Annotated in this window: 15 protein-coding genes; 9 read left to right on the top strand and 6 right to left on the bottom strand. The window is 42.5% G+C overall.

What is annotated here, in order from left to right; all coding sequences use genetic code 11:
- Positions 1-308: 308 nt before the first annotated feature.
- Genes EYW48_RS09365 through EYW48_RS09355 form a run of 3 tightly spaced genes read left to right on the top strand, consistent with a single transcriptional unit; the run spans position 309 to position 3,535 of the window.
- Positions 309-1,730 carry an SLC13 family permease gene (locus EYW48_RS09365; protein WP_053312289.1) on the top strand — a complete coding sequence of 474 codons (1,422 nt, stop codon included), beginning with the start codon at positions 309-311 and terminating at the stop codon, positions 1,728-1,730.
- A gap of 7 nt (positions 1,731-1,737) precedes the next feature.
- Positions 1,738-3,075: an ATP-binding protein gene (locus EYW48_RS09360; protein WP_274699399.1), complete on the top strand. Its 1,338-nt coding sequence runs from the start codon at positions 1,738-1,740 to the stop codon at positions 3,073-3,075.
- The gene (locus EYW48_RS09355; protein ID WP_176313493.1) at positions 3,062-3,535 is read left to right on the top strand and encodes a response regulator; all 474 of its coding nucleotides are present in this window, start codon (positions 3,062-3,064) and stop codon (positions 3,533-3,535) included. Before EYW48_RS09360 ends, EYW48_RS09355 begins: the two co-directional genes overlap by 14 nt.
- A 536-nt stretch (positions 3,536-4,071) precedes the next feature.
- Here the strand turns inward: EYW48_RS09355 and EYW48_RS09350 are convergent.
- The gene (locus EYW48_RS09350; RefSeq protein ID WP_010317961.1) at positions 4,072-4,284 is read right to left on the bottom strand and encodes a cold-shock protein; all 213 of its coding nucleotides are present in this window, start codon (positions 4,282-4,284) and stop codon (positions 4,072-4,074) included.
- 514 nt (positions 4,285-4,798) lie between these two features.
- Here EYW48_RS09350 and EYW48_RS09345 point away from each other — a divergent pair.
- Positions 4,799-5,893 carry a NapC/NirT family cytochrome c gene (locus EYW48_RS09345; RefSeq protein ID WP_053312286.1) on the top strand — a complete coding sequence of 365 codons (1,095 nt, stop codon included), beginning with the start codon at positions 4,799-4,801 and terminating at the stop codon, positions 5,891-5,893.
- Positions 5,894-5,915: 22 nt separating this feature from the next.
- Complete coding sequence (locus tag EYW48_RS09340; protein ID WP_277432311.1) at positions 5,916-8,363, top strand: trimethylamine-N-oxide reductase 2; 2,448 nt, start codon at positions 5,916-5,918, stop codon at positions 8,361-8,363.
- Between the two features lie 128 nt (positions 8,364-8,491).
- On the opposite strand, the gene EYW48_RS09335 is transcribed toward EYW48_RS09340, so the two are convergent.
- Positions 8,492-9,868, bottom strand: a complete 1,377-nt coding sequence (locus EYW48_RS09335; protein WP_261927752.1) for a DEAD/DEAH box helicase — start codon at positions 9,866-9,868, stop codon at positions 8,492-8,494.
- A gap of 282 nt (positions 9,869-10,150) precedes the next feature.
- Here EYW48_RS09335 and EYW48_RS09330 point away from each other — a divergent pair, with 282 nt between their 5' ends.
- The 4 genes from EYW48_RS09330 (at position 10,151) to EYW48_RS09315 (ending at position 13,560) form a co-directional block, all read left to right on the top strand.
- The gene (locus tag EYW48_RS09330; protein ID WP_277432310.1) at positions 10,151-11,587 is read left to right on the top strand and encodes a 6-phospho-beta-glucosidase; all 1,437 of its coding nucleotides are present in this window, start codon (positions 10,151-10,153) and stop codon (positions 11,585-11,587) included.
- Positions 11,588-11,623: 36 nt separating this feature from the next.
- A complete protein-coding gene (locus EYW48_RS09325; RefSeq protein WP_176246578.1) occupies positions 11,624-12,634 on the top strand; it encodes a LacI family DNA-binding transcriptional regulator in 1,011 nt (336 codons plus the stop codon).
- A 108-nt stretch (positions 12,635-12,742) separates the two neighbouring features.
- On the top strand, positions 12,743-12,964 hold the full coding sequence (locus tag EYW48_RS09320; protein WP_053312281.1) for a hypothetical protein: 222 nt from the start codon (positions 12,743-12,745) through the stop codon (positions 12,962-12,964).
- 257 nt (positions 12,965-13,221) lie between these two features.
- The gene (locus EYW48_RS09315; protein WP_053312373.1) at positions 13,222-13,560 is read left to right on the top strand and encodes a 50S ribosome-binding protein YggL; all 339 of its coding nucleotides are present in this window, start codon (positions 13,222-13,224) and stop codon (positions 13,558-13,560) included.
- 74 nt (positions 13,561-13,634) lie between these two features.
- Here EYW48_RS09315 and EYW48_RS09310 read toward each other — a convergent pair whose 3' ends face one another.
- The 4 genes from EYW48_RS09310 to EYW48_RS09295 form a co-directional block, all read right to left on the bottom strand.
- The gene (locus EYW48_RS09310) at positions 13,635-14,183 is read right to left on the bottom strand and encodes a hypothetical protein (RefSeq protein WP_168522078.1); all 549 of its coding nucleotides are present in this window, start codon (positions 14,181-14,183) and stop codon (positions 13,635-13,637) included.
- A 407-nt stretch (positions 14,184-14,590) separates the two neighbouring features.
- Positions 14,591-17,401, bottom strand: coding sequence for an Hsp70 family protein (locus EYW48_RS09305; protein ID WP_277432309.1), 2,811 nt, complete (start codon positions 17,399-17,401; stop codon positions 14,591-14,593).
- 51 nt (positions 17,402-17,452) lie between these two features.
- Positions 17,453-19,336 carry an Hsp70 family protein gene (locus EYW48_RS09300; protein ID WP_277432308.1) on the bottom strand — a complete coding sequence of 628 codons (1,884 nt, stop codon included), beginning with the start codon at positions 19,334-19,336 and terminating at the stop codon, positions 17,453-17,455.
- Positions 19,336-19,968, bottom strand: coding sequence for a DUF2760 domain-containing protein (locus tag EYW48_RS09295; RefSeq protein WP_274682917.1), 633 nt, complete (start codon positions 19,966-19,968; stop codon positions 19,336-19,338). The genes EYW48_RS09300 and EYW48_RS09295 overlap by 1 nt, the downstream gene beginning before the upstream one ends.
- Positions 19,969-20,155 lie beyond the last annotated feature (187 nt).

Here is a 20,155-nt window from a genome sequence, read left to right as displayed (position 1 = left end):
CATTAATAAATAAACGACGTTTATGCTATTAGATTAGTAGATGTTTTCTATGTTAAAAATAATTATTATTAATTTGTTGTTAATTTATTGTGGCTAAATACTCAGTAATTGATTGTAAACCTGTGCTGAGGATGAATGTGTAATTTGCAACCTAGCACACATTATTCACAATTGTTTCGCGCGTAATCTTTATTCATTGATCTAAAGCCAAACTTTGCATTGTTCGAATACCACATAATGGGACGCAGTTCGAAATTGGGCCTCGCTACAATTTTCGTATATAAATCAATACTCAGGAAGAGTTTTATATGGTACGTCCTTACTTAAAATTTATTCTCCCAATCCTTATTCCATTGGTCATTTTAATGCTGCCGGTATCGGCGTTTCCATTTGATGGGTTGACGATCATTCAGCAACGAGTGATTGCTATATTTTTACTTGCCGCACTTTGTTGGGTATTTGAACCTATTCCTATTTATGCCACTTCTGTTGTGGTGATCGTGTTAGAGTTGCTGATGCTATCTGATAAAGGCATATGGTTTTTCCGTCTAGAGGAAGGGCAGCCCCATTTCGGAGGTTTGTTGAAATACAATGAAATAATGGCGACCTTTGCCAGCCCTATCATCATGCTGTTTTTAGGCGGCTTTTTTCTGGCTATGGCAGCAACAAAATATCGCTTGGATGTAAACCTTGCCCGCGTGCTGCTTAAACCCTTTGGTCATAATCCTAAGTATGTGATGTTAGGTCTGATGCTGATCACCGGAATTTTTTCGATGTTTATGTCCAATACCGCGACCACCGCTATGATGTTATCGATACTAACACCGGTGATAGCTGTATTTGGTCCCAAAGATCCGGGTCGAATTGCTTTTGCTTTATGTATTCCTGTCGCGGCTAATATAGGTGGGATCGGAACCCCGATAGGCACACCGCCTAACGCTATTGCGCTTAAATATCTTGTTGGCGAAAATCTAATCACGTTCGGTGAGTGGATGGCATTTGGTGTGCCGTTTGTCATTATTATGATGGCATTAGCGTGGTTTCTAATTGGATCAATGTTCAAGGCTGAGCAGCAACATATTGAATTGACGATTAAAGGAAAATTTCTAAAAACGCCGAAAGCGATTATGGTTTACATCACCTTTGCATTAACCATTGTGCTTTGGCTTATGGGGTCAACTCATGGCATGAATTCTTATACTGTAGCCTTGATACCTGTCGCTATCTTTTCGCTAACGGGCATTATCAATAAAGAAGATTTAAAACGGATTTCCTGGGATGTTTTGTGGTTAGTTTCCGGTGGTATCGCTTTAGGCTTGGCGCTTGATAAAACGGGTTTAGCGCAACTGATGGTTAACAGCATACCATTTGATCAGTTTTCACCTTACGTTGTTTTATTTGGTGCTGCATTCTTGTGTCTGACTATGGCCAACTTCATGTCTCATACTGCAACAGCAAACCTGCTGATGCCGATTATGGCAGCATTAGGGGCTTCTATGGCATCACTGACACCACTTGGTGGAGAGATCACCTTGATTCTTGTTGTTACATTCGCCGCTTCATTGGGAATGTCACTTCCCATTAGCACCCCTCCTAATGCACTAGCTCATGCAACCGGCCATGTACAAAGCAACCAAATGGCCAAAGTCGGCGTTATTCTTGGCATCGTTGGTGTATTGCTTAGTTTCTTGATGGTGTGGATTTTACATACCGTTGGTCATATTGGATAAACCTGTTATGGCGGATCAGAAATTTACGGCATTAATTGAGCGCTACTTTCACCACCCGCAGCGAATGGTCAAGCTTCCTGCGGGCAGCATTGTGATTGAACAAGAAGGTTATAACGATCGACTTTACTATGTATGGTCTGGTGAACTTTCAGGCCACTACTCAGAAAAGGATGAGAGAAAAACCAAAGTGTTTACCGCAAGTGTGGGAGCTTTTATTGGTGTACACAGTTTTTTTTCTGGGACGTGGACAGCATCGTCAACTGTGATGGCCGAAACCGACGTCGAACTTGCGTGGATTGATCGCTCAACAACCGTGCTAGATGAAAAAGAATTTGGTCCTCTTACCGCGCAATTTACGCCTGTTATTGTTAATGAGCTTTCACGCAGACAGCGTCGTGCAACACAGGAGTCTCTAGCTAAAGAAAGAGCGTTAGAAAGACTTCATTCAGCTGAACAAATGACAACTTTAGGGCAGTTAGCCGCGGGTATTGCTCATGAACTTAATAATGCCATTGGTGTAGTAAGTAGTAAGTCTGAACGCTTGGAAATCTTGTTCATGGAGTTACTTGAAGAAGTGCATCCTGAAGCCAGCCAGTTTTTTGATTTTGGTTTGCTATATGGCCAAAAAGTATCGTCTAGCGAAGCAAGAAAAAGAGGGGCTCTGTTTGAAAAAAAATATGCTTTGCCCAAAGCCATTGCTCGTGATTTAGCAAAAGCGGTTGCTGACGATTATTTGTCGGCACACTGGCTAAAGAATCCCCATCTCGCTATTCGTTATTGGCAAATGGGGAGAGACTTACATGATTTACGTTTAGCTTCTAAACATACAGTCGGAATCGTTAAGTCTGTTAAACAATTGGGGCGGACAGAAATAACCCAACAAGAAGAGTTCGATATTAACGATACCATTAACAGAGCTCTCGCTTTATTACAAAGTGATTTGCGTCGGGTTAGTGTGCGTATCAGGCCTGCATCTCTTCCTATATTTAAAGGTTCACAAACCGAATTAGTACAGATTTGGGTGAACCTTATAAAAAACGCTTGTGATGCAATGCTTGAAACAGATAAGCCAGAAATAGAAATACAGACTAGGTTAAGTAAGCAACGTATATTAATAACGATTGCAAACAATGGGCCAGAAATAGATGAAACAACCAGACGTAAAATATTTCAACCTAGCTTTACAACAAAAAAAGGTGGGTTGTCGTTTGGTTTAGGACTCGGGCTATCAATAGTAAAACGTATTGTTTCCGGTTATGGTGGAAACGTAGCGCTGAAAAGTGATAGCGAGCGAACAATATTTAGAATCAAGTTACCAATTGAGGGCGATTATGGAGAAGCTTAATATTATTTGTGTCGACGATCAAAGGGAAGTGCTTAGCGCTATTTTGCAAGATCTTCAGCCATTGGCAGTCTGGTTAAATATTGAGGACTGCGAGTCAGCACATGAAGTGCTCGACCTTATGGATGAGTTTGATGCACAAGGAGAGTATATCGCTGTATTGATCTCTGACCATGTGATGCCGGGTAAAACTGGCGTAGAACTGCTGACAGAAATTGCTGCAGATTCAAGATTTTTTAAAACTAAAAAAGTATTACTAACAGGGCAGGCAACCCACACGGATACTATTAATGCGATTAATACCGCAGGAATACAGCGCTATTTCGAAAAACCTTGGAATGCTAAAGAGCTTGTTCAAGCTGTTCGTACTTTAGTTACGGAGTTTATTTTTGATCAAGGTTTAGATTATAGAGAATATCAGAGTGAGCTTGACCAAAATATTGTTTTTGAAAGGTTAAGATAGAAAAATAATGCCCAAATAACTTTAATGGCGGCAATTAAAGTTTTTGGGTGTTAATTTGTCAGGTTAAAATAACCGATGTGTTCTTTATCAGAATTTAAAACGTCACCTTGCTGAGTCGCTTCATCATATAAAAAATAGAGATGAAGAGTATCTAAAATACATTTTTCTTGACTTAATATATGTCTTGTTAAAATATCGCTATTAAGTTGGTGTATTGATGCATTCCAGGTGTGATTTTGAATGTTAAAGTTAATGTTCATATTGTTGGCGTAATTTTGGTGTTGCTTTAGATTTAGCAAACCAGAAACGCTTTCTTCCAGTTGTACGAGAAATAATAAATATCCTTCAGATATAAAAATTTATTGTTTAGATGATAATTGTCAAAACGATTGTTTCAAAAATGGCTGAGTGTTCGAACGAGTAAAACAGAGAGAAACTAAGCGGAAGTTTGATAGAGAAGTTTGGAAAATGTAATCTAATTTGCGGGTTTTATAAGAGCGTTGGCTAGTCACCAACGCTCATACGCTTATGCGAAATTATTCAGCACGAACGTTAGCAGCTTGAGGACCTTTAGCACCTTGTTCTACAACAAAAGATACTTTTTGGCCTTCAGCTAAAGTTTTGAAACCTTCAGAAGCGATTGCACGGAAGTGTACGAATACATCTGGACCGCCATTGCTTTGAGAAATAAAACCAAAACCTTTAGTTTCGTTGAACCATTTTACTGTGCCAGTAGTTGTGTTAGACATGTTATGTCCCTTATAAAAAATTTAAAATACAGGTGTTGCTTTGAGACGAATTATTATAATGAGACTATGAAACTAGAGGACACTTAGAATTGAATCTGAAAGGGAACTTTGGCTTACTTGTTACATTAATAACCCTGTTCAACAGAGCGGATGCAGTTTCACATGGTGCAAGCTAAAAGTAAAGCATTTATTTAATATTTTTTATAAATAAAAAAACAAATCAGTTTCATACAGTTCGTTTGTTCTCTGAGCTGAACGACAGCGTGATCTATTTCTCACGTTGTATGTGCTTGCTGCAATGAACAGCTAACTTTAAGAGCCCACTTACTTTTTCTTCTTCCGTTTTTCCTAAACCGCTCAAAGTGTGCGCAGTGTCACTCCTGATATAGCACTGTGTTGTCTATTGTCAAACTAAGATACTTCTTTAGGGGTACGTTCTTTATGGGGCACTGGGTAGGCATATTAGGCGTTCAGTGAACTGTCGTTCAACCATCACCAGCATTTGTGAGGAATAATGAATATTAAAAAGAGAACAATAGTAGGACTTCTTGCTATTGGTGTAGTGATTGGCTGGCTAAGTCTTGGTGGTACTCATGCCATTTTAGAAAAGACTTCAAGTACTGAATTTTGCTTGTCATGCCACACCATGGATACACCATTTAAAGAGTACCAGGGCTCCGTGCATTTTAGTAATGCCAAAGGGATTCGCGCTGAATGTGCAGATTGTCATATTCCGACCGATACCATGGATTATTTGATCACTAAAATCAGAGCGTCGAAAGATATTTATCATGAGTTCATCACTAAGAAAATTAGTACGGATGAAAAGTATGAAACACATCGAGCGGAAATGGCAGAAACCGTATGGGCGCAATTGAAAGCAAATGATTCAGTTACCTGTCGTTCTTGCCATAACGAAGACGCGATGGAAACTTTTGACCAAACGGCAGAAGCGCAAAAAATGCACCAATATGGCATTGATAATAATCAAACATGTATTGATTGCCATAAAGGTGTGGCACACATACTGCCTGAAGTGAAAATGGATAGCCAAGCCTTGGCACACTTAGTAGATGAAGCGAGTCTAACGCCGCTAGATTCGTCCGTGGTATACGCTATGCAGGCTACATCTATGGGCGATTTGGGCACGATTAATCCAGCAACCCCACTAAAAGTGTTAAAAGGAGCAGACGGTGTTCGTACTATTGAACTGACGGGTTATCAAATGCAAGGCGCGGAACAAGTCTTGTATATGGGAGAAGGTAAACGTGCTGTTATTGCTATGTTGACTGAAGCTGGGCAACAAAAGCTGAGTGTAGGGACATACAATGAAGATGATTATGGAAATAGCTGGCGTCAGGTGACATTGGAAGCACAAATAGATACGCCTGTACTCGGTAAGATTGATTCTCTTTGGGCATATGCAGAGCAGTTAGACAATGTTTATTGTTCAACTTGTCACGCTAAGATTCCAAGCAATCACTTTACTGTCAACGCATGGCCTTCTGTAGCGAAAAGTATGGGTGATCGTACATCTATCACTAAAGAGGATTTAGAAATCCTGACCAAATACTTCCAATACAATGCGAAAGACGTTGTTGCCCAATAAGACATGATATAAGGATTCAGTGATGACTACTCTCACACGTCGAAGTTTTCTAAAAGGCGCGGGCGCAACCGCCAGTGCTATCGTGATTTCTTCTGTTGCCCCTATGCCTGTATTTGCTGAGCAGCGAAGTGGTTCTGCAGTATTAACAGCAGGTCGTTGGGGGGCAATGTTGGTTGAAGTTAAAGGTGGAAAAATTGTTTCCTCGACCAATGCATTGCCACAAAGTGTTCCAAATAGCTTACAAACTTCCGCTCCAGATCAAGCGCATACCAAAGCGCGGGTGAAATACCCAATGGTTCGTAAAGGCTTTCTTGCGAACCCGCAAAAACCAGATGGAAAACGTGGTGACGATGAATTTGTACGCGTTAGCTGGGATAAAGCATTGAAGCTAATCCATGAACAACATTTACGGATTCGAAATAGCTATGGGGCTGAAAGTATTTTTGCAGGCTCTTACGGCTGGCGCTCCAGTGGTATTTTGCACAAAGCGCAAACATTATTACAACGCTATATGAGTATGGCTGGCGGATACTCTGGTCATTTAGGTGATTATTCGACTGGAGCGGCGCAAGTAATCATGCCGCATGTGGTAGGTTCGATAGAGGTGTACGAACAGCAAACCACTTACCCAGTGGTTCTCGAGACGAGTGATGTTGTTGTGCTTTGGGGGTTAAACCCGCTCAATACCCTAAAAATTGCATGGAGCAGTACTGATGGGGCTGGTATTGAATTTTTCCATCAACTTAAACAGTCTAAAAAAACCATTATTGCAATAGACCCAATGCGTTCAGAAACCATTGAGTTTTTTGGTGAAAATGCCCAGTGGATTGCGCCGCACCCAGGAACCGATGTAGCAATGATGCTGGGTATTGCTCATTCTTTGGTTTCAAAGCAGCAACATGATATTGAATTTATAAATAAATATACAGCGGGCTATGACAAGTTTGAGGCGTATTTACTAGGCAAGACGGATGGCACCCCTAAAACTCCCCAATGGGCTGAGGAAATTTGTGGTGTTTCGGCAAAGCAGCTTGAATTACTTGGTGATATCTTTAGCCAAAACCGAACCATGCTGATGGCCGGTTGGGGAATTCAACGTCAGCAATATGGCGAGCAGAAACACTGGATGCTGGTTACATTGGCATCAATGCTCGGGCAAATTGGCTTGCCGGGAGGTGGGTTCGGGTTCTCGTACCACTATTCTAATGGTGGTAACCCAACGAGAACGGCGGGGGTGTTACCAGCAATATCAGCAGCAATCGATGGAGCGTCGTCGGCTGGGAATGATTGGGCAGTTTCAGGTGCGGTCAACAGTTTCCCAGTAGCTCGCATTGTCGAAGCGCTCGAAAACCCAGGGGGCAGTTACCAACACAATGGGCATCAAAAAAGCTTTCCGGATGTTAAAATGATTTGGTGGGCTGGTGGTGGTAACTTTACACATCACCAAGACACAAATCGTTTGATTCGAGCTTGGCAAAAGCCTGAGTTAATTGTAATTTCCGAACCTTACTGGACAGCGGCGGCAAAGCATGCGGACATTGTGTTGCCAATTACAACCTCGTTTGAACGTAATGATTTAACCATGACCGGGGATTACAGTAATCAGCATTTAGTGCCAATGAAACAAGTGATTGAACCACAATACGAAGCCCGCAATGATTTCGATGTGTTTGCGGATATGGCTGAGCTGCTTAAAGCTGGAGGTCGAGCGGTTTATACCGAGAATAAATCGGAAATGGAGTGGTTGGCTGGTTTTTATAAAGAAGCACAAAAGATTGGTCGCCAAAACCGTGTTGCGATGCCTAACTTTAGTTATTTTTGGAAACAAAACCAACTCATTGAGATGAAGTGGAATGAATCAAACGCTAAGTTTGTTCGCTATGCCGCCTATCGAGATGATCCAATTTTGAATCCGTTGGGAACGCCGAGCGGTAAAATTGAAATTTACTCTAGGACCATTGAAAGCTTCAATTATGCAGATTGTCCACCACACCCAACTTGGTTACCACCAACTGAATGGGTGGGAAATGCAAAAGATGGAGAATTGCAATTAATGACGTCGCATGCGGCGCACCGGCTGCATAGTCAATTGAATTATGCCAAGTTACGTGAGCTGTATGCGGTTGCTAACCGAGAGCCAATTTGGATTCATCCTGAGGATGCTAAGTCTCGTGGAATTCAAGATGGTGATTTGGTGCGAGCATTTAACCAACGCGGTCAGGTATTGGTTGGGGCTTTCATTACGGATGGTATTAAACAAGGCTCGGTATGTATCCATGAAGGAGCATGGCCAGATTTTGATAAGCCGCATGGCATCTGTAAAAATGGTGGGTGTAATGTATTAACGGCAGACATTCCTACATCTCGCCTCGCTAATGGTTGTGCTGGTAACTCCTCGATTGTGAAAATTGAAAAATATAGCGGAGAAGCTTTACCACTAACGGCATTTACGCCACCACAAGGCGTCTAGGGCAGCATACCGCAGTTATCCATAGATAAGCCGCCTTGTGCGGCTTTTTTTCATTCAAGTTTATGGTTCAGTGAAAGCAAGAAAAGAGGCTTAGACGCCTCTTTTCTCGTTAAAGATAATTGATGGTCTTACGCCTGAGCGCTTTTGGGAGCACGTCGAGGTCGATTTTGTCCACTACTACGAGTTGGTTTCGTACCTTGGGTAGTCACTGCATTGCTTGGGTTGCGTTTGGGCTTGTTCGACGTATTGGCGCTGCGACCGTTGGCCACATTACCTGAGCGTTGACCATCGTTATGCTCTGGCTTATCTTTTTTAGGTTTCTTTGGCTTTTTCGCTTTTATAGGCAAGAGTGATGGCGAATTTGGCAGTTTATTAACCGGAGAAAAACCTTCAATTTCAATACGCTCTAGCACATTTTGCGTCAGGCGTTCAATAGCAAACATATCTTTCGCTTCATCAGCGCACACTAAAGAAATTGCATTACCTTCAGCGCCAGCACGGCCAGTACGACCAATGCGGTGTACATAATCTTCAGGGACGTTCGGCAGTTCAAAATTGACTACTTGTGGTAACTGGTCAATATCGATTCCACGTGCAGCGATATCCGTTGCAACAAGAATACGGATTTCACCATTTTTAAAGTTGGCTAAAGCCTTGGTACGAGCACCTTGACTCTTGTTTCCGTGAATAGCCGCAGCAGTGATGCCGCTTTTCTCTAACTGGGCAGTTAAACGGTTTGCACCATGTTTAGTGCGCGTGAAAACCAGTGCCTGTTTCCAGTTATTGTCGTTGATCAATTTGATCAGCAACGACGGTTTTTTAGACTTATCAACGGGGTGAACCCACTGTTTAACCGTTTTAGCGGTACTGTTGCGTGGCGTAACTGAAATCTCGACTGGATTATTGACCAACCCTTTCGCTAGTTGTCTTATCTCATCAGAAAATGTCGCTGAAAATAAAAGGTTTTGACGTTTAGGCGGCAGTAACGCAAGAATCTTTTTGATGTCTCGAATAAAACCCATATCCAGCATGCGGTCAGCTTCATCAAGAACCAATATTTCTAACTGATTAAATTTAATCGCTTTTTGATTGTAGAGATCAAGCAGGCGGCCTGGTGTGGCAACCAAAATGTCCACTCCACGACGCATTTTCATCATTTGTGGATTCACTTTGACCCCACCAAAAACCACTTCAGATTTAAGCGGTAAATTCTGTCCATAAGTGGTGACGTTATCGGCAACTTGGGCTGCTAACTCACGGGTTGGAGTGAGAATTAAAGCACGAACTTGGTTCGGTCCTGCTTTCGGCCCTTTCACGAGTAAATCTAAAATAGGAAGGGTGAATCCTGCGGTTTTACCTGTGCCTGTCTGAGCAGCTGCCATCACATCTTTGCCTTCAAGTACGGCTGGTATGGCTTGCGCCTGAATTGGCGATGGTGTTTCGTAACCCTGAGAAGCGACAGCTTTCAGGATGGCATTAGATAAACCCAGAGAGGCAAAACTCATTAAAATGTCTCGATATGTAAAAGAATAGTGATCCGCATCATGTTGCGGAAAGGCGCAAGCATACAGCAGTCACGCTGAAAGTGCTATGGAATGTATGTCTGCGATTACTTCAAAACGAAGCGTTACGTTGTTTAGCTTAAATAATTACTTAATGGGTGAGGTAAAATACTCAATTGTAACCGGTTACAGAAACCGGTTACAATTTGGGTTGGATCGTTTATTATGTAGTTAACATGCTTTGGCTATGTTTTCTGAATGAAAGTGAAATGAAAGGTGGATTCGATGCAAAATAATGGGTTTCCAAAAAATTTTTTATGGGGTGGTGCGGTTGCAGCACACCAAGTTGAAGGTGGTTGGGATAAAGCAGGTAAAGGCATCAGCATTGTTGATGTTTTATCGAAAGGGGCTCATGAAGTACCTCGAGTGATTACTGATAGCGTTGGTGATAATTATTTTTACCCAAACCACCAAGCGGTTGATTTTTTTGGTCACTACAAAGGAGACATTGCGTTATTTGCTGAAATGGGCTTCAAATGTTTTCGAACGTCGATAGCTTGGACTCGTATCTTTCCTAACGGAGACGAAGAAACGCCTAATGAAGCTGGGCTACAATTTTATGACGATCTTTTTGATGAATTATTCAAGTATGGTATTGAGCCTGTTATCACGCTATCGCATTTTGAAATGCCTTTGCATTTGGTTAAGCAATACGGTAGCTGGAAAAATCGTAAGGTCATTGATTTCTTTGTTAAATTTAGCCAAGTCGTGATGGAGCGTTACAAAGAAAAGGTAAAATATTGGATTACATTCAATGAGATAAACAACCAACGTAACTGGGAATTGCCATTATTTGGTTATTGTAATTCAGGCGTTATTTACTCAGAACATGAACACCCAGAGCAAGTGATGTACCAAGTGCTTCATCATCAGTTTATTGCCAGTGCTTTGGTGGTTTCATTAGGTCACCAGATTAATCCTGAGTTCCAAATTGGCAGTATGATCCACATGATGCCGCTATACCCAGCCTCATGCCGACCTGAAGATATGATTCGTTCTCAAGAACTGATGAGAGAGAAGTATTTCTTTAGTGACGTACAAATTAGAGGTTATTACCCTAGTTACATTTTACGTGAGTGGGAACGTAAACAGATTCACATTGATACCCAGCCGGAAGATGAGACCATTCTACGCAATGGCTGCGCCGATTATCTGGCAATCAGCTACTACATGACGAATATTGTTTCAGCTGAAGTAAACCCAGATGGAGAAACGACAAGTCTATTTACACAAAGTCGATTAAATCCACATCTGAAAGCTTCAGAATGGGGGTGGCAAATTGATCCTGTAGGACTACGCTATGCGTTGTCTGAGCTATATGAACGCTATCAAAAGTCGATTTTTATCGTTGAAAATGGTTTTGGAGCGATTGATCAATTAGATGATACAGGTGTGGTTCAAGATGATTACCGCATCGATTACCTCCGTGCTCATATCGAAGAAGTGAAAAAAGCAATTACGTTAGATGGTGTTGATGTGATGGGTTATACCCCTTTGGGGTGTATAGATTGTGTCTCTTTCACCACTGGTGAATACAAAAAACGTTATGGTTTTATTTATGTTGATAAACATGATGATGGAAGTGGCTCAATGGCACGTAGCAAAAAGAAAAGTTTTCATTGGTATCAATCAGTGATTGAATCTAATGGTGAGCAGTTATAAGTCTTTTCAACTATCCCCAAACCACTTGGAGTTACAATGGCCACTATCAACGATGTTTGTAAAGCGGCAGGGGTTTCAAAAGCCACTGTTTCACGGGTGATTAACCAAAATGGTCAAGTGAAAGAAAGTACCCGTAATGCTGTTTTACAAGCAATGAAAGCGTTAGGCTATCAACCGAATGTGCTAGCTCAAGCACTTGCAACTAACAGTGCAAACGCTATTGGTTTAATACTGCCTCAATTTCAAGGAAGCTACTTTGGCACGTTGCTTCACCAAGCGGCTCAGGGAGCACAAAAGGCTCGAAAAACGCTGCTAGTGATGGATAGTCATAATAGTGCAGAAGGTGAGCAAAGCGCAGTGCAATTACTGCAAAGTCAACGTTGTGATGCAATCATGCTTTATAGTCGGCATCTCACCAATCAAGCATTAAAAGAGCTACAAGCGACTTTGACTGTCCCTTTGGTTATCTTAAATCGAACCATTGAAGAGGTAGGACTTCACAGTTTTGGTTTTGAACAACAGCAATCTAGTGCTTTGGCGATGAAGCACTTGTTGGCGCTTGGTCATAACAAGATCGCATGTATTGCATCCCCACTAGATAGTGATACTGGCCGATTACGATTTGCGGCTTACCAAGCTCAACTTGAACAAGCTGGTATTGCTTTTGACGTCGCTTTAACGTTTGAAGGCGATAATATGATGCAGTCAGGGTATGCTGCAGTTGTGAAGTTCTTAGAACAAAAAGCTATCTTTAGTGCTATTTTAGCCTGTAACGATGATATGGCGTTAGGAGCGATGAGAGCCTTGCACGAATATGGTCTTTCGATCCCCTCTGATGTGTCGGTGATTGGTATTGATGATGAACCGGCAGCGGCTTATTCAGTCCCTAGCTTATCAACGGTCTCTTTACCGATTGAGCAGTTAACGAAAGACGCGGTGGAATTAGCTCTACAGCTAGCTGAAAGGAAAAATATTCAGCTAGTTACGGCTCATCGCTATTTAGGTCAGCTTATTCAACGCGAGTCAACGGCATCAGCTACTTGCTGATATCTATTTATTTTTTCAAAAAAACTGTATAAATAAACAGTAAAAAGCTTGACATCATAATAGCTTCTACTAATCTGTATGTATACACAGTAAAGTTGGAGGTGAAATATGTTGTGGGAAACGTTAGAACGAGTTAACCGCCTTCGCCAAGAGGCGTTAGCCAATCCAGACTTTGTCCAATCTGCTCAAGAACATGAAGAAACGCTAAAACAAGTCGAGCAGTACTTTGAACCAACAAAACGTCGCAAGGTTGCTAAACGTGCAAAGAGCTTGGCTGATATCTATGAGCAGGCAGAGTTTGGTGAAAATCCATCTGGTGTTCAGCATTAACCATTGATCAAATTAATCATCAATCTAATAAAGAGAGAGGAGCCGTTGAAGTGACTCTTCTCTTTTGCTATTGGTTTAACTGTTTTATATATTCGCCACAGTAGAGTTAACACAGTGTTTTCAGTGAGAGAAGTGCCCAGTCAAAGATGCGGACTGCTTTGAAATTGGCCACTTGAGATGGTTTTGTTTAGGAATCATTTGGGAAATGAAGTCGAAAGGTGTATAAAAGCGCCATTCAAACCGAAAGAGAGAAGATGATGAAAATTGAGAAGCTAGAAAACAAAAACCGCCGTATCCGTAAAAAACTATTTTTAGGTGAATTTGCGATTTTAGGTTTTGAAGTTAGCTGCGCGACATCTATCAAAGATTTCGAGCAATATGATCTCTTCGTTGATGAGTTTATTGATTACATCGACAGCATTGGTCTGTGCTTCGGCGGCGGTGGTCTAGAGCTATTCGAAGGATTCTTGTGTGCAACGGAGCGTTACCGTTCAGTGACAGAAGAAGAAAAAGCGCAAGTCGTGAAATGGCTAGAAAGCCGTGCGGAAGTAAACAAAGTTGACGTTAGTGAATTAGTTGACGCGAATTACGCATAATCACGATAACTTGATAAAGTCTCATTAAGTCGATGACAAAAAGCCAGAGTGTGTTTACTCTGGCTTTTTACTAACTAAAAATCAGCCTGCTTAACGAAATAAGGGTTGCTGTATTTCTGAGCAGGACCTAATTTGGAAACTACCAACTTATTCCATAGCGCTTTGTCAAAACCTTCTTTAGGAATTGATGGGTAAAGTGTCTCTGCTTCTTCTCTGGCAAAATTTAAGAACTGCTTTTTCTTAATCTGATTATACTCTTTTGCTATTCGATTAAAGTTACGAATCCATTCTTGCTTATATTTGCGCAAGGCTGGCTCCGCCTGCTCGAGAGGAACACGTGATAGATAGACTCGCTTATACGATACTTTGCGATCGATCATCGTTCTCATGCTCGTTTGGATATAACGGCCATGATGAGTAATCGAAATATCATTTTCATCAAATAGGTTTACGCACCAGCCTTTTGGGAAAAAGTTGGGTTTCCTAAATTGCTTGTTTCTTGCGACCAATACTTGGTGTAGCACCAAATCTGACGTGCCTTTAAAGGTTCTTTGCCATTTGGAAATTCGAATTTGTAATGAGCCTGGTAGGCGGTAGACATTAGTAAATTTATCTTCGTTCATGACTTCTACAGTAATTAGTTAAATACACCACTTGAAACAAATATTGAGATTATTTGCCCGATGAAAACGGCACCATAATTTATGAAATGCCAACAATGACAGCCAACGACGTAAAGTTGAATTATTGTAATTACGTATAGATCTCACGCTATCCATCACTATTTCGATGTGCTGTGAGTATGAGAGATTCTACAAGGTTTATACAAAAATGCGAGCTTAGCATGGCGTTAAATATGTGCAGAGTACGAAATATTTGATTTTTTGTTGAAAAATTTAGAGATAATTCGTTGTATTACCGAATCAAGTTAATAGAAATAAACTCATCTAGAGATAAAGCACCATACCTCATCGCTTTCCCCACAGGGGGATTGTAATAAGGCTAAATAGAAAATATGGTGCATTTGATGTTATTGGTTAAGTAAAATTAGTCCATTTGGCAGGGCATCACCGAATACACGCTTTGATTCACTTTCTGAGAGTGTATTCACTTCCTCGACAAGCGCGACCCAAGACTCCGCGACTCTACTCTGTTTTAACTTACTCAAAACTTGTAAGCGGTATTGATCTGAAATATCAAGCTGTCTATCGCCTGTTTTTCTGCATATCATCACTGCAGCAAAGGCTATCATCGGCTCTTTTTGCCAGTTTTGTTCCAGTATTTTAGGAAGCCATTGCTCTGCTTGTTCACGGGGGATAACCGAATGGTGGCTGCCATATAATGGAGTGCGAGATGCTAGTCGGCCAACCGCCCACCAATGTGCTTGTTCAAATTGAGTATGGTTGATGGCTTTATTTAAAAACCAGCTTGCCAATAACACTTTATCTTCCACTTCTAGATTTTCTAGCGAAGCCGCAAGTCGTACCATCGATTCATAACCTTTATCTTGCGCTTCTTGTGCCGATTTAGGGTTTTTCATTGCTCCAGGATGAAGGTATCTGGCAATATCGGACAAAATGGTTTCCTGCTGTTCTTGATTTAATCCACCAGCAATACGTCGCCAAAATACCCACCAATCGCTCCAACCTTGATGATTCTGAAACTGAATACCTTGTTGGTATAAACTCCAAATTTGTTCAATACGCCATGCATCGGTTGGGTCACCAAACCCAGGTCGAAGAGCAAAACCCGCTAAACGTAGCCAGTTTTTCTCATGCTGCTCAGAACGACGTCGACGCTTTCTCCCTTGTGTAAACGAATCAAACAAGTGACGTAGCGTAGTAAAATCCCACTCATCTCGTTTTCCTAGCCATTTTTCTAAGTCTTTGCTGAGTGTTTTTATTGCCTGACTATCGGCACTATTTTTATTGCCGCTGTAAAGGCGGGTGATCAGATCTTTCGAGTCTTGCAAGCGAGGACGAAGTTTAACTTGTTCATCATCACTGGCTTGTTGGTTACGTACTTCAAATTCAAGTTGCCAGCGTTTACTCTCATCTTCCACACTGACACACTCAATTTTTAGTGTGCCAACCTCGGTCAGCTGGCAAGCCAGTTGCACTTCCACTCTCTGCTTTTGATTGGCATGCATGGTTGGTTCATCTGTACCATCCAAGCTCGTAATGTAAGGCGGGAGAGGGCTAAACATATCATGATCAACGGGCACCAAAATGCCATTTTGTAGAGCGGTATTGTTGGATAATGTGTCATGAGTGGACGTCAGTAGGTTAAAACGAACCGGTTCACCTAACGTGAGTGAAAAACGTCGGCTGGTGAGTCGAATCTCTTGTCCTTCTTCTGTGCCTTTGGCAAGAAGACACAATGCTTTACCTAGTTTATTTCTTTCTGGTAGATGCAAGAAATAAGATCGGGCAGATCCCCCGCCAATTTTAAGTTGTGCACCCCGGCGAGCTTTACTAAAGGCAACTGCACCCAATGCAACAGACCAGTCGGGGTGAGGGTTATCAAGAACGGTGATATCAGAACCGCGCCAATGTGTTAGTAATTGGATAATGCGTGAAGTAATTAATTCACTATTAAACACGCCGCCATTAAGTAAAAGCCCAACCGGAATGGCGGGGGTGTTTTGCTCATGCTTTAGAGCGCTGCGTGACACGTGTTGATGTTGGGTCAAAAACTCGGCGACATGCTTACTGACCGCAGGGTCCGCCACATAAGGCAAGCCAAATTCAACAACGGCACTGCGGCGTCTGTTTGGAACGTCATCAAAGGAAGATATTGGGAAAAAACCATCTAGGGCGATTTGATGCACTTCTTGTTTGGTCAGGGAAATACTTTTTGTTCCCCCCAGCAGTTTTGAGCCGCTGCCGAGCATCGTGATTTTCATTTCATCGGGTGCTTGGTTTGAAAGCAGCTGCTCTTTGGCTTGTCGAGTTTGTTGAATCAGTTTGGTTAAACTTGCTGCTGTGAGTTTTTTCGATTGATTGAAACGTTGCTCAGCCAAATGCGCGAGGGCTAAGTCGAGGTTATCACCCCCCAGCATTAAATGTTCACCTACGCCGATTCGGTCGAGGGATAGTTCACCTTGATCTGAGTGTTTTGCTTCAATCAAACTCAAATCTGTCGTTCCGCCGCCAACATCACACACTAAAATTAAAGGCAATTGTTGTAATTCATCTGCGGCAGTATGGCGGTGGCGTGCGTACCAGTCATAGCATACCGCTTGTGGTTCTTCGAGTAAGACAATGCGATTCAAGCCTGCAAGTGAAGCCGCTTCAACGGTGAGTTTACGCGCGGTTTCATCAAAAGAAGCCGGTACCGTGACGACGACCTCTTGATCTTCCAATAGGTTACTTGGGTGTCGGTAATTCCAAGCTTGTCTAATGTGGTTTAAGTAACTGGCACTTGCCACAACAGGCGACACTTTATCGACATCCGCAGCTCCGGCCCAAGGCAAGATATCTTGTCGACGATCAACCGCTTGGTGTGAAAGCCAGCTTTTGGCACTAGAGACTTGGCGTCCTTCCACTTTTGCTCCGAGATCGCGAGCCCATTGGCCGATGATGACATTGGCCGTGTCACCAGTAACTGGTTGGATATTCCACGGCAGGGTTAAGTCATTGGCTGAAATTTGTCCATCAGCAGGGTGATAGCGAAATGATGGTAATAGCGGTTTACGAACCACTTCACCGGGGCCGATGAGTTGGTCAATATCAAAAAGGCTAACGGGGGAACTTTCTAATTGATCGGTTATTTCACAAAATGCGACCACAGTATTAGTGGTTCCTAAATCAATACCGACAAGAAAACGAGGAGAGATCATGGTGGCACCTATATTTCAAAAACGGCATCCATAAGGATGCCGCTTCAAAGTTTACTGAGTGGATTGCGAATCTTCTCGCACATCGAATTCTACGTGCCATTTTTGGCCATTATCAGAAGCAATTGCCTCAAGATATAAAGTGCCTAATTCCGTGACACGTGAAGCTAACGTCACTGGCACGACATCACCTTGAAGACGTCCTTCAGATATTGGTAGCGTTACTTGAATTTCTGGAAGCTCTTCTAATTCATTGGGTGCCCAGTAATCAAGGTGAGTCCCAGCTTGATCTTCACGTCGTACGGTTGACCCAAAGAATTGGAAATGTACTGGCTCTCCAATCACTAAACCAAATTCTTGGCTAGGCACTGGTGTGCTCGAACCTTCCTCCATACCAAATGGAGCTACACATAGTGCTTCCATAGGAGGAGCCATTCCTGGGATTGCAGGCATCACACTTTCAATACCTACATAATAGCTAGAGGCAATACCACCTCGAATACGAACCCCCTGACCACGACGAACCGCGCCATAATAGGCAGCGCCACTGGCAACGGCAAGATCAAGATCTAAACCGGTTAAACGTTTAGCGTGTGCTGCATTAACCGAGCTTAGCCATGCGTTAATGATCTCAAATAAGCGATCGGCCAACAAATTCGACTTCAACACACCACCGTTAAATAAAACAGCCGTGGGTTTGATGAAATCGGCTTGTGGGGCGTCTCCCATACCGGGCATACCCACAAATGGGTTATAGTCATTGTGCATGGCAGTGTCAGCAGTGGCGTTAGCTTGCTTTGATAAGAAAGCCGCAATATGACGAGTGATGCCCGCATCTTGAGCGTAAGGCAAACCCATTTGAGTCAGTGCGCCGCGCGTTTTTTGCACGGGATGCTCACTAATGCTGACACTTGGGAAAAAGCCATCCACTAACATTTGCTGAACTTCTTGTTGAGTCAGTTCTGTTTTTAATGTGCTACCGAGTAGCTTTGAACCTCGACTAGGCACAACAATTGGTACGGAGGCGAGTTCACGGTCGTTAAGTAAGGCTTCTTTAGCATCACGACAAGCGTGTGTCATCGCTTGTATTTGCCACGGAGCTAGCTCTTTACCTTCTTGCGCCAGTTTCATTTTAAGGCGATAGGCAAGGGCGAGATCCATGTTGTCGCCACCCAGCAAGATATGCTCACCGACGGCAATACGATTCAAGGTTAGGTTGCCTTCCTCTTCGGTTACTTCAACTAAAGAGAGGTCTGTGGTACCACCACCAATGTCGACGACTAATACAATATCACCAACATTAACTTCATCACGCCACGCCTCATTGCTGTTATCGATCCAGCTATAGAGTGCAGCTTGCGGTTCTTCAAGCAGTGTTAGGTGATCAAAACCAACGTTACGTGCGGCTTCTGCGGTTAAATCACGGGCGGCTGGGTCAAAAGAAGCGGGTACGGTAATCGTCACATCTTGCTCAGAGAGTGGCTGCTCTGGATGAGCATGATCCCATGCTGCTTTTAAATGCTCTAAATAATATTCCGTTGCTTTCAGTGGAGAGACTTTTTCAACATCATCACTGCTTCCGGCGGGAAGGAAAGATTCTCTGCGATTGACACCACCATGGCACAGCCATGATTTTGCACTAGCGACAAGACGAATCGGGGTTTTACTGCCAAGGTTACGCGCAATTGCGCCAACTAAAGCGGTTGGTTCTGCTGACCAAGGTAAAACACGTGAAGCTGCATTCATTTCATGTTCGTGAGGTTGGTATAAAAACGAAGCTAATTGAGTTCGATTTTCAACAGTACCTGGAGCGGTGAGTTGAGGTATGCTCATTACAGAAACACGTGCATCTTCATCTTGAATATCAACAAAAGAGAGTACGCAGTGGGTGGTACCTAAATCGATACCAACACTGAATTTAGGAGTTTGCGGTTCCATTACAGTTCAACCTCGGCAGGGGCGATAATACTCGCGTCGTAGTTTTCTGCTAATTTTGGCAGTGTCATTGACGTTGCTTTCCAGCCTTTGTGTACTAATGTGCCATTAAATGGTGCATTGCCAGTGACATTACCAGTGAGGCGAACTTGTTGTGGGTTAAAACCAGCTTCAATGGTAATGCGAGTTTCTTCGTCTTCTGAGCGGATTGGGCTTAGCTCGACATAATCTTTCAAAACTTTTTGACCGCCAGCATGAATGACGCGCGCGGCTGCACCCACTTCTTCGTCAGAAAAAGCAGAGACATCCTCGTTGAGAAAGTCAATCAAACGCGCTTCTTGCTGCATAAGCGATAGCAGTTGCATTGCGGAATCTGTTGAGGCTGTTGCTAATTTTGATTCGACTTCAACTACGCGCTCAACCACTTTTTCAACTTCAATAATTTTCTCAACTTCAATGATTTTTTCGATCGGTTTTTCGACTTCGACAATTTTCTCAACCGGTTTTTCAATGACTTTCTCAACGACTTTTGATTTGCGAGAAACGGCAATAATGAGCAGCAAAACACTGGATGCAGCAAGACCTGCGTGCAGCATATCAAATGTGGTAGGGATCATATTTAAATCGAAGTTCATACGGAATTCTCTGTAGACAAGGGTGCAGAGGTTATTAGAGTGGCAACGTCTGCGCTGAATAGACTTAAAAATAGGGATAAAGTTTACCATATTCAAGCCTGAAGGCTTCATGAAAGTGGGATTAATCAAGATTAAGACGATTTAATCGCTCACTCTTTGAACAATAAAAGTCTAAATGGACAGTGAA

Origin of the sequence: Vibrio sp. 1180_3 (genome assembly GCF_029478545.1) — a bacterium.
Lineage (GTDB): Bacteria > Pseudomonadota > Gammaproteobacteria > Enterobacterales > Vibrionaceae > Vibrio > Vibrio aestuarianus.
The sequence above is the reverse complement of the archived record's forward strand: the minus strand, read 5'-3'. Positions and strand labels throughout refer to the sequence as shown.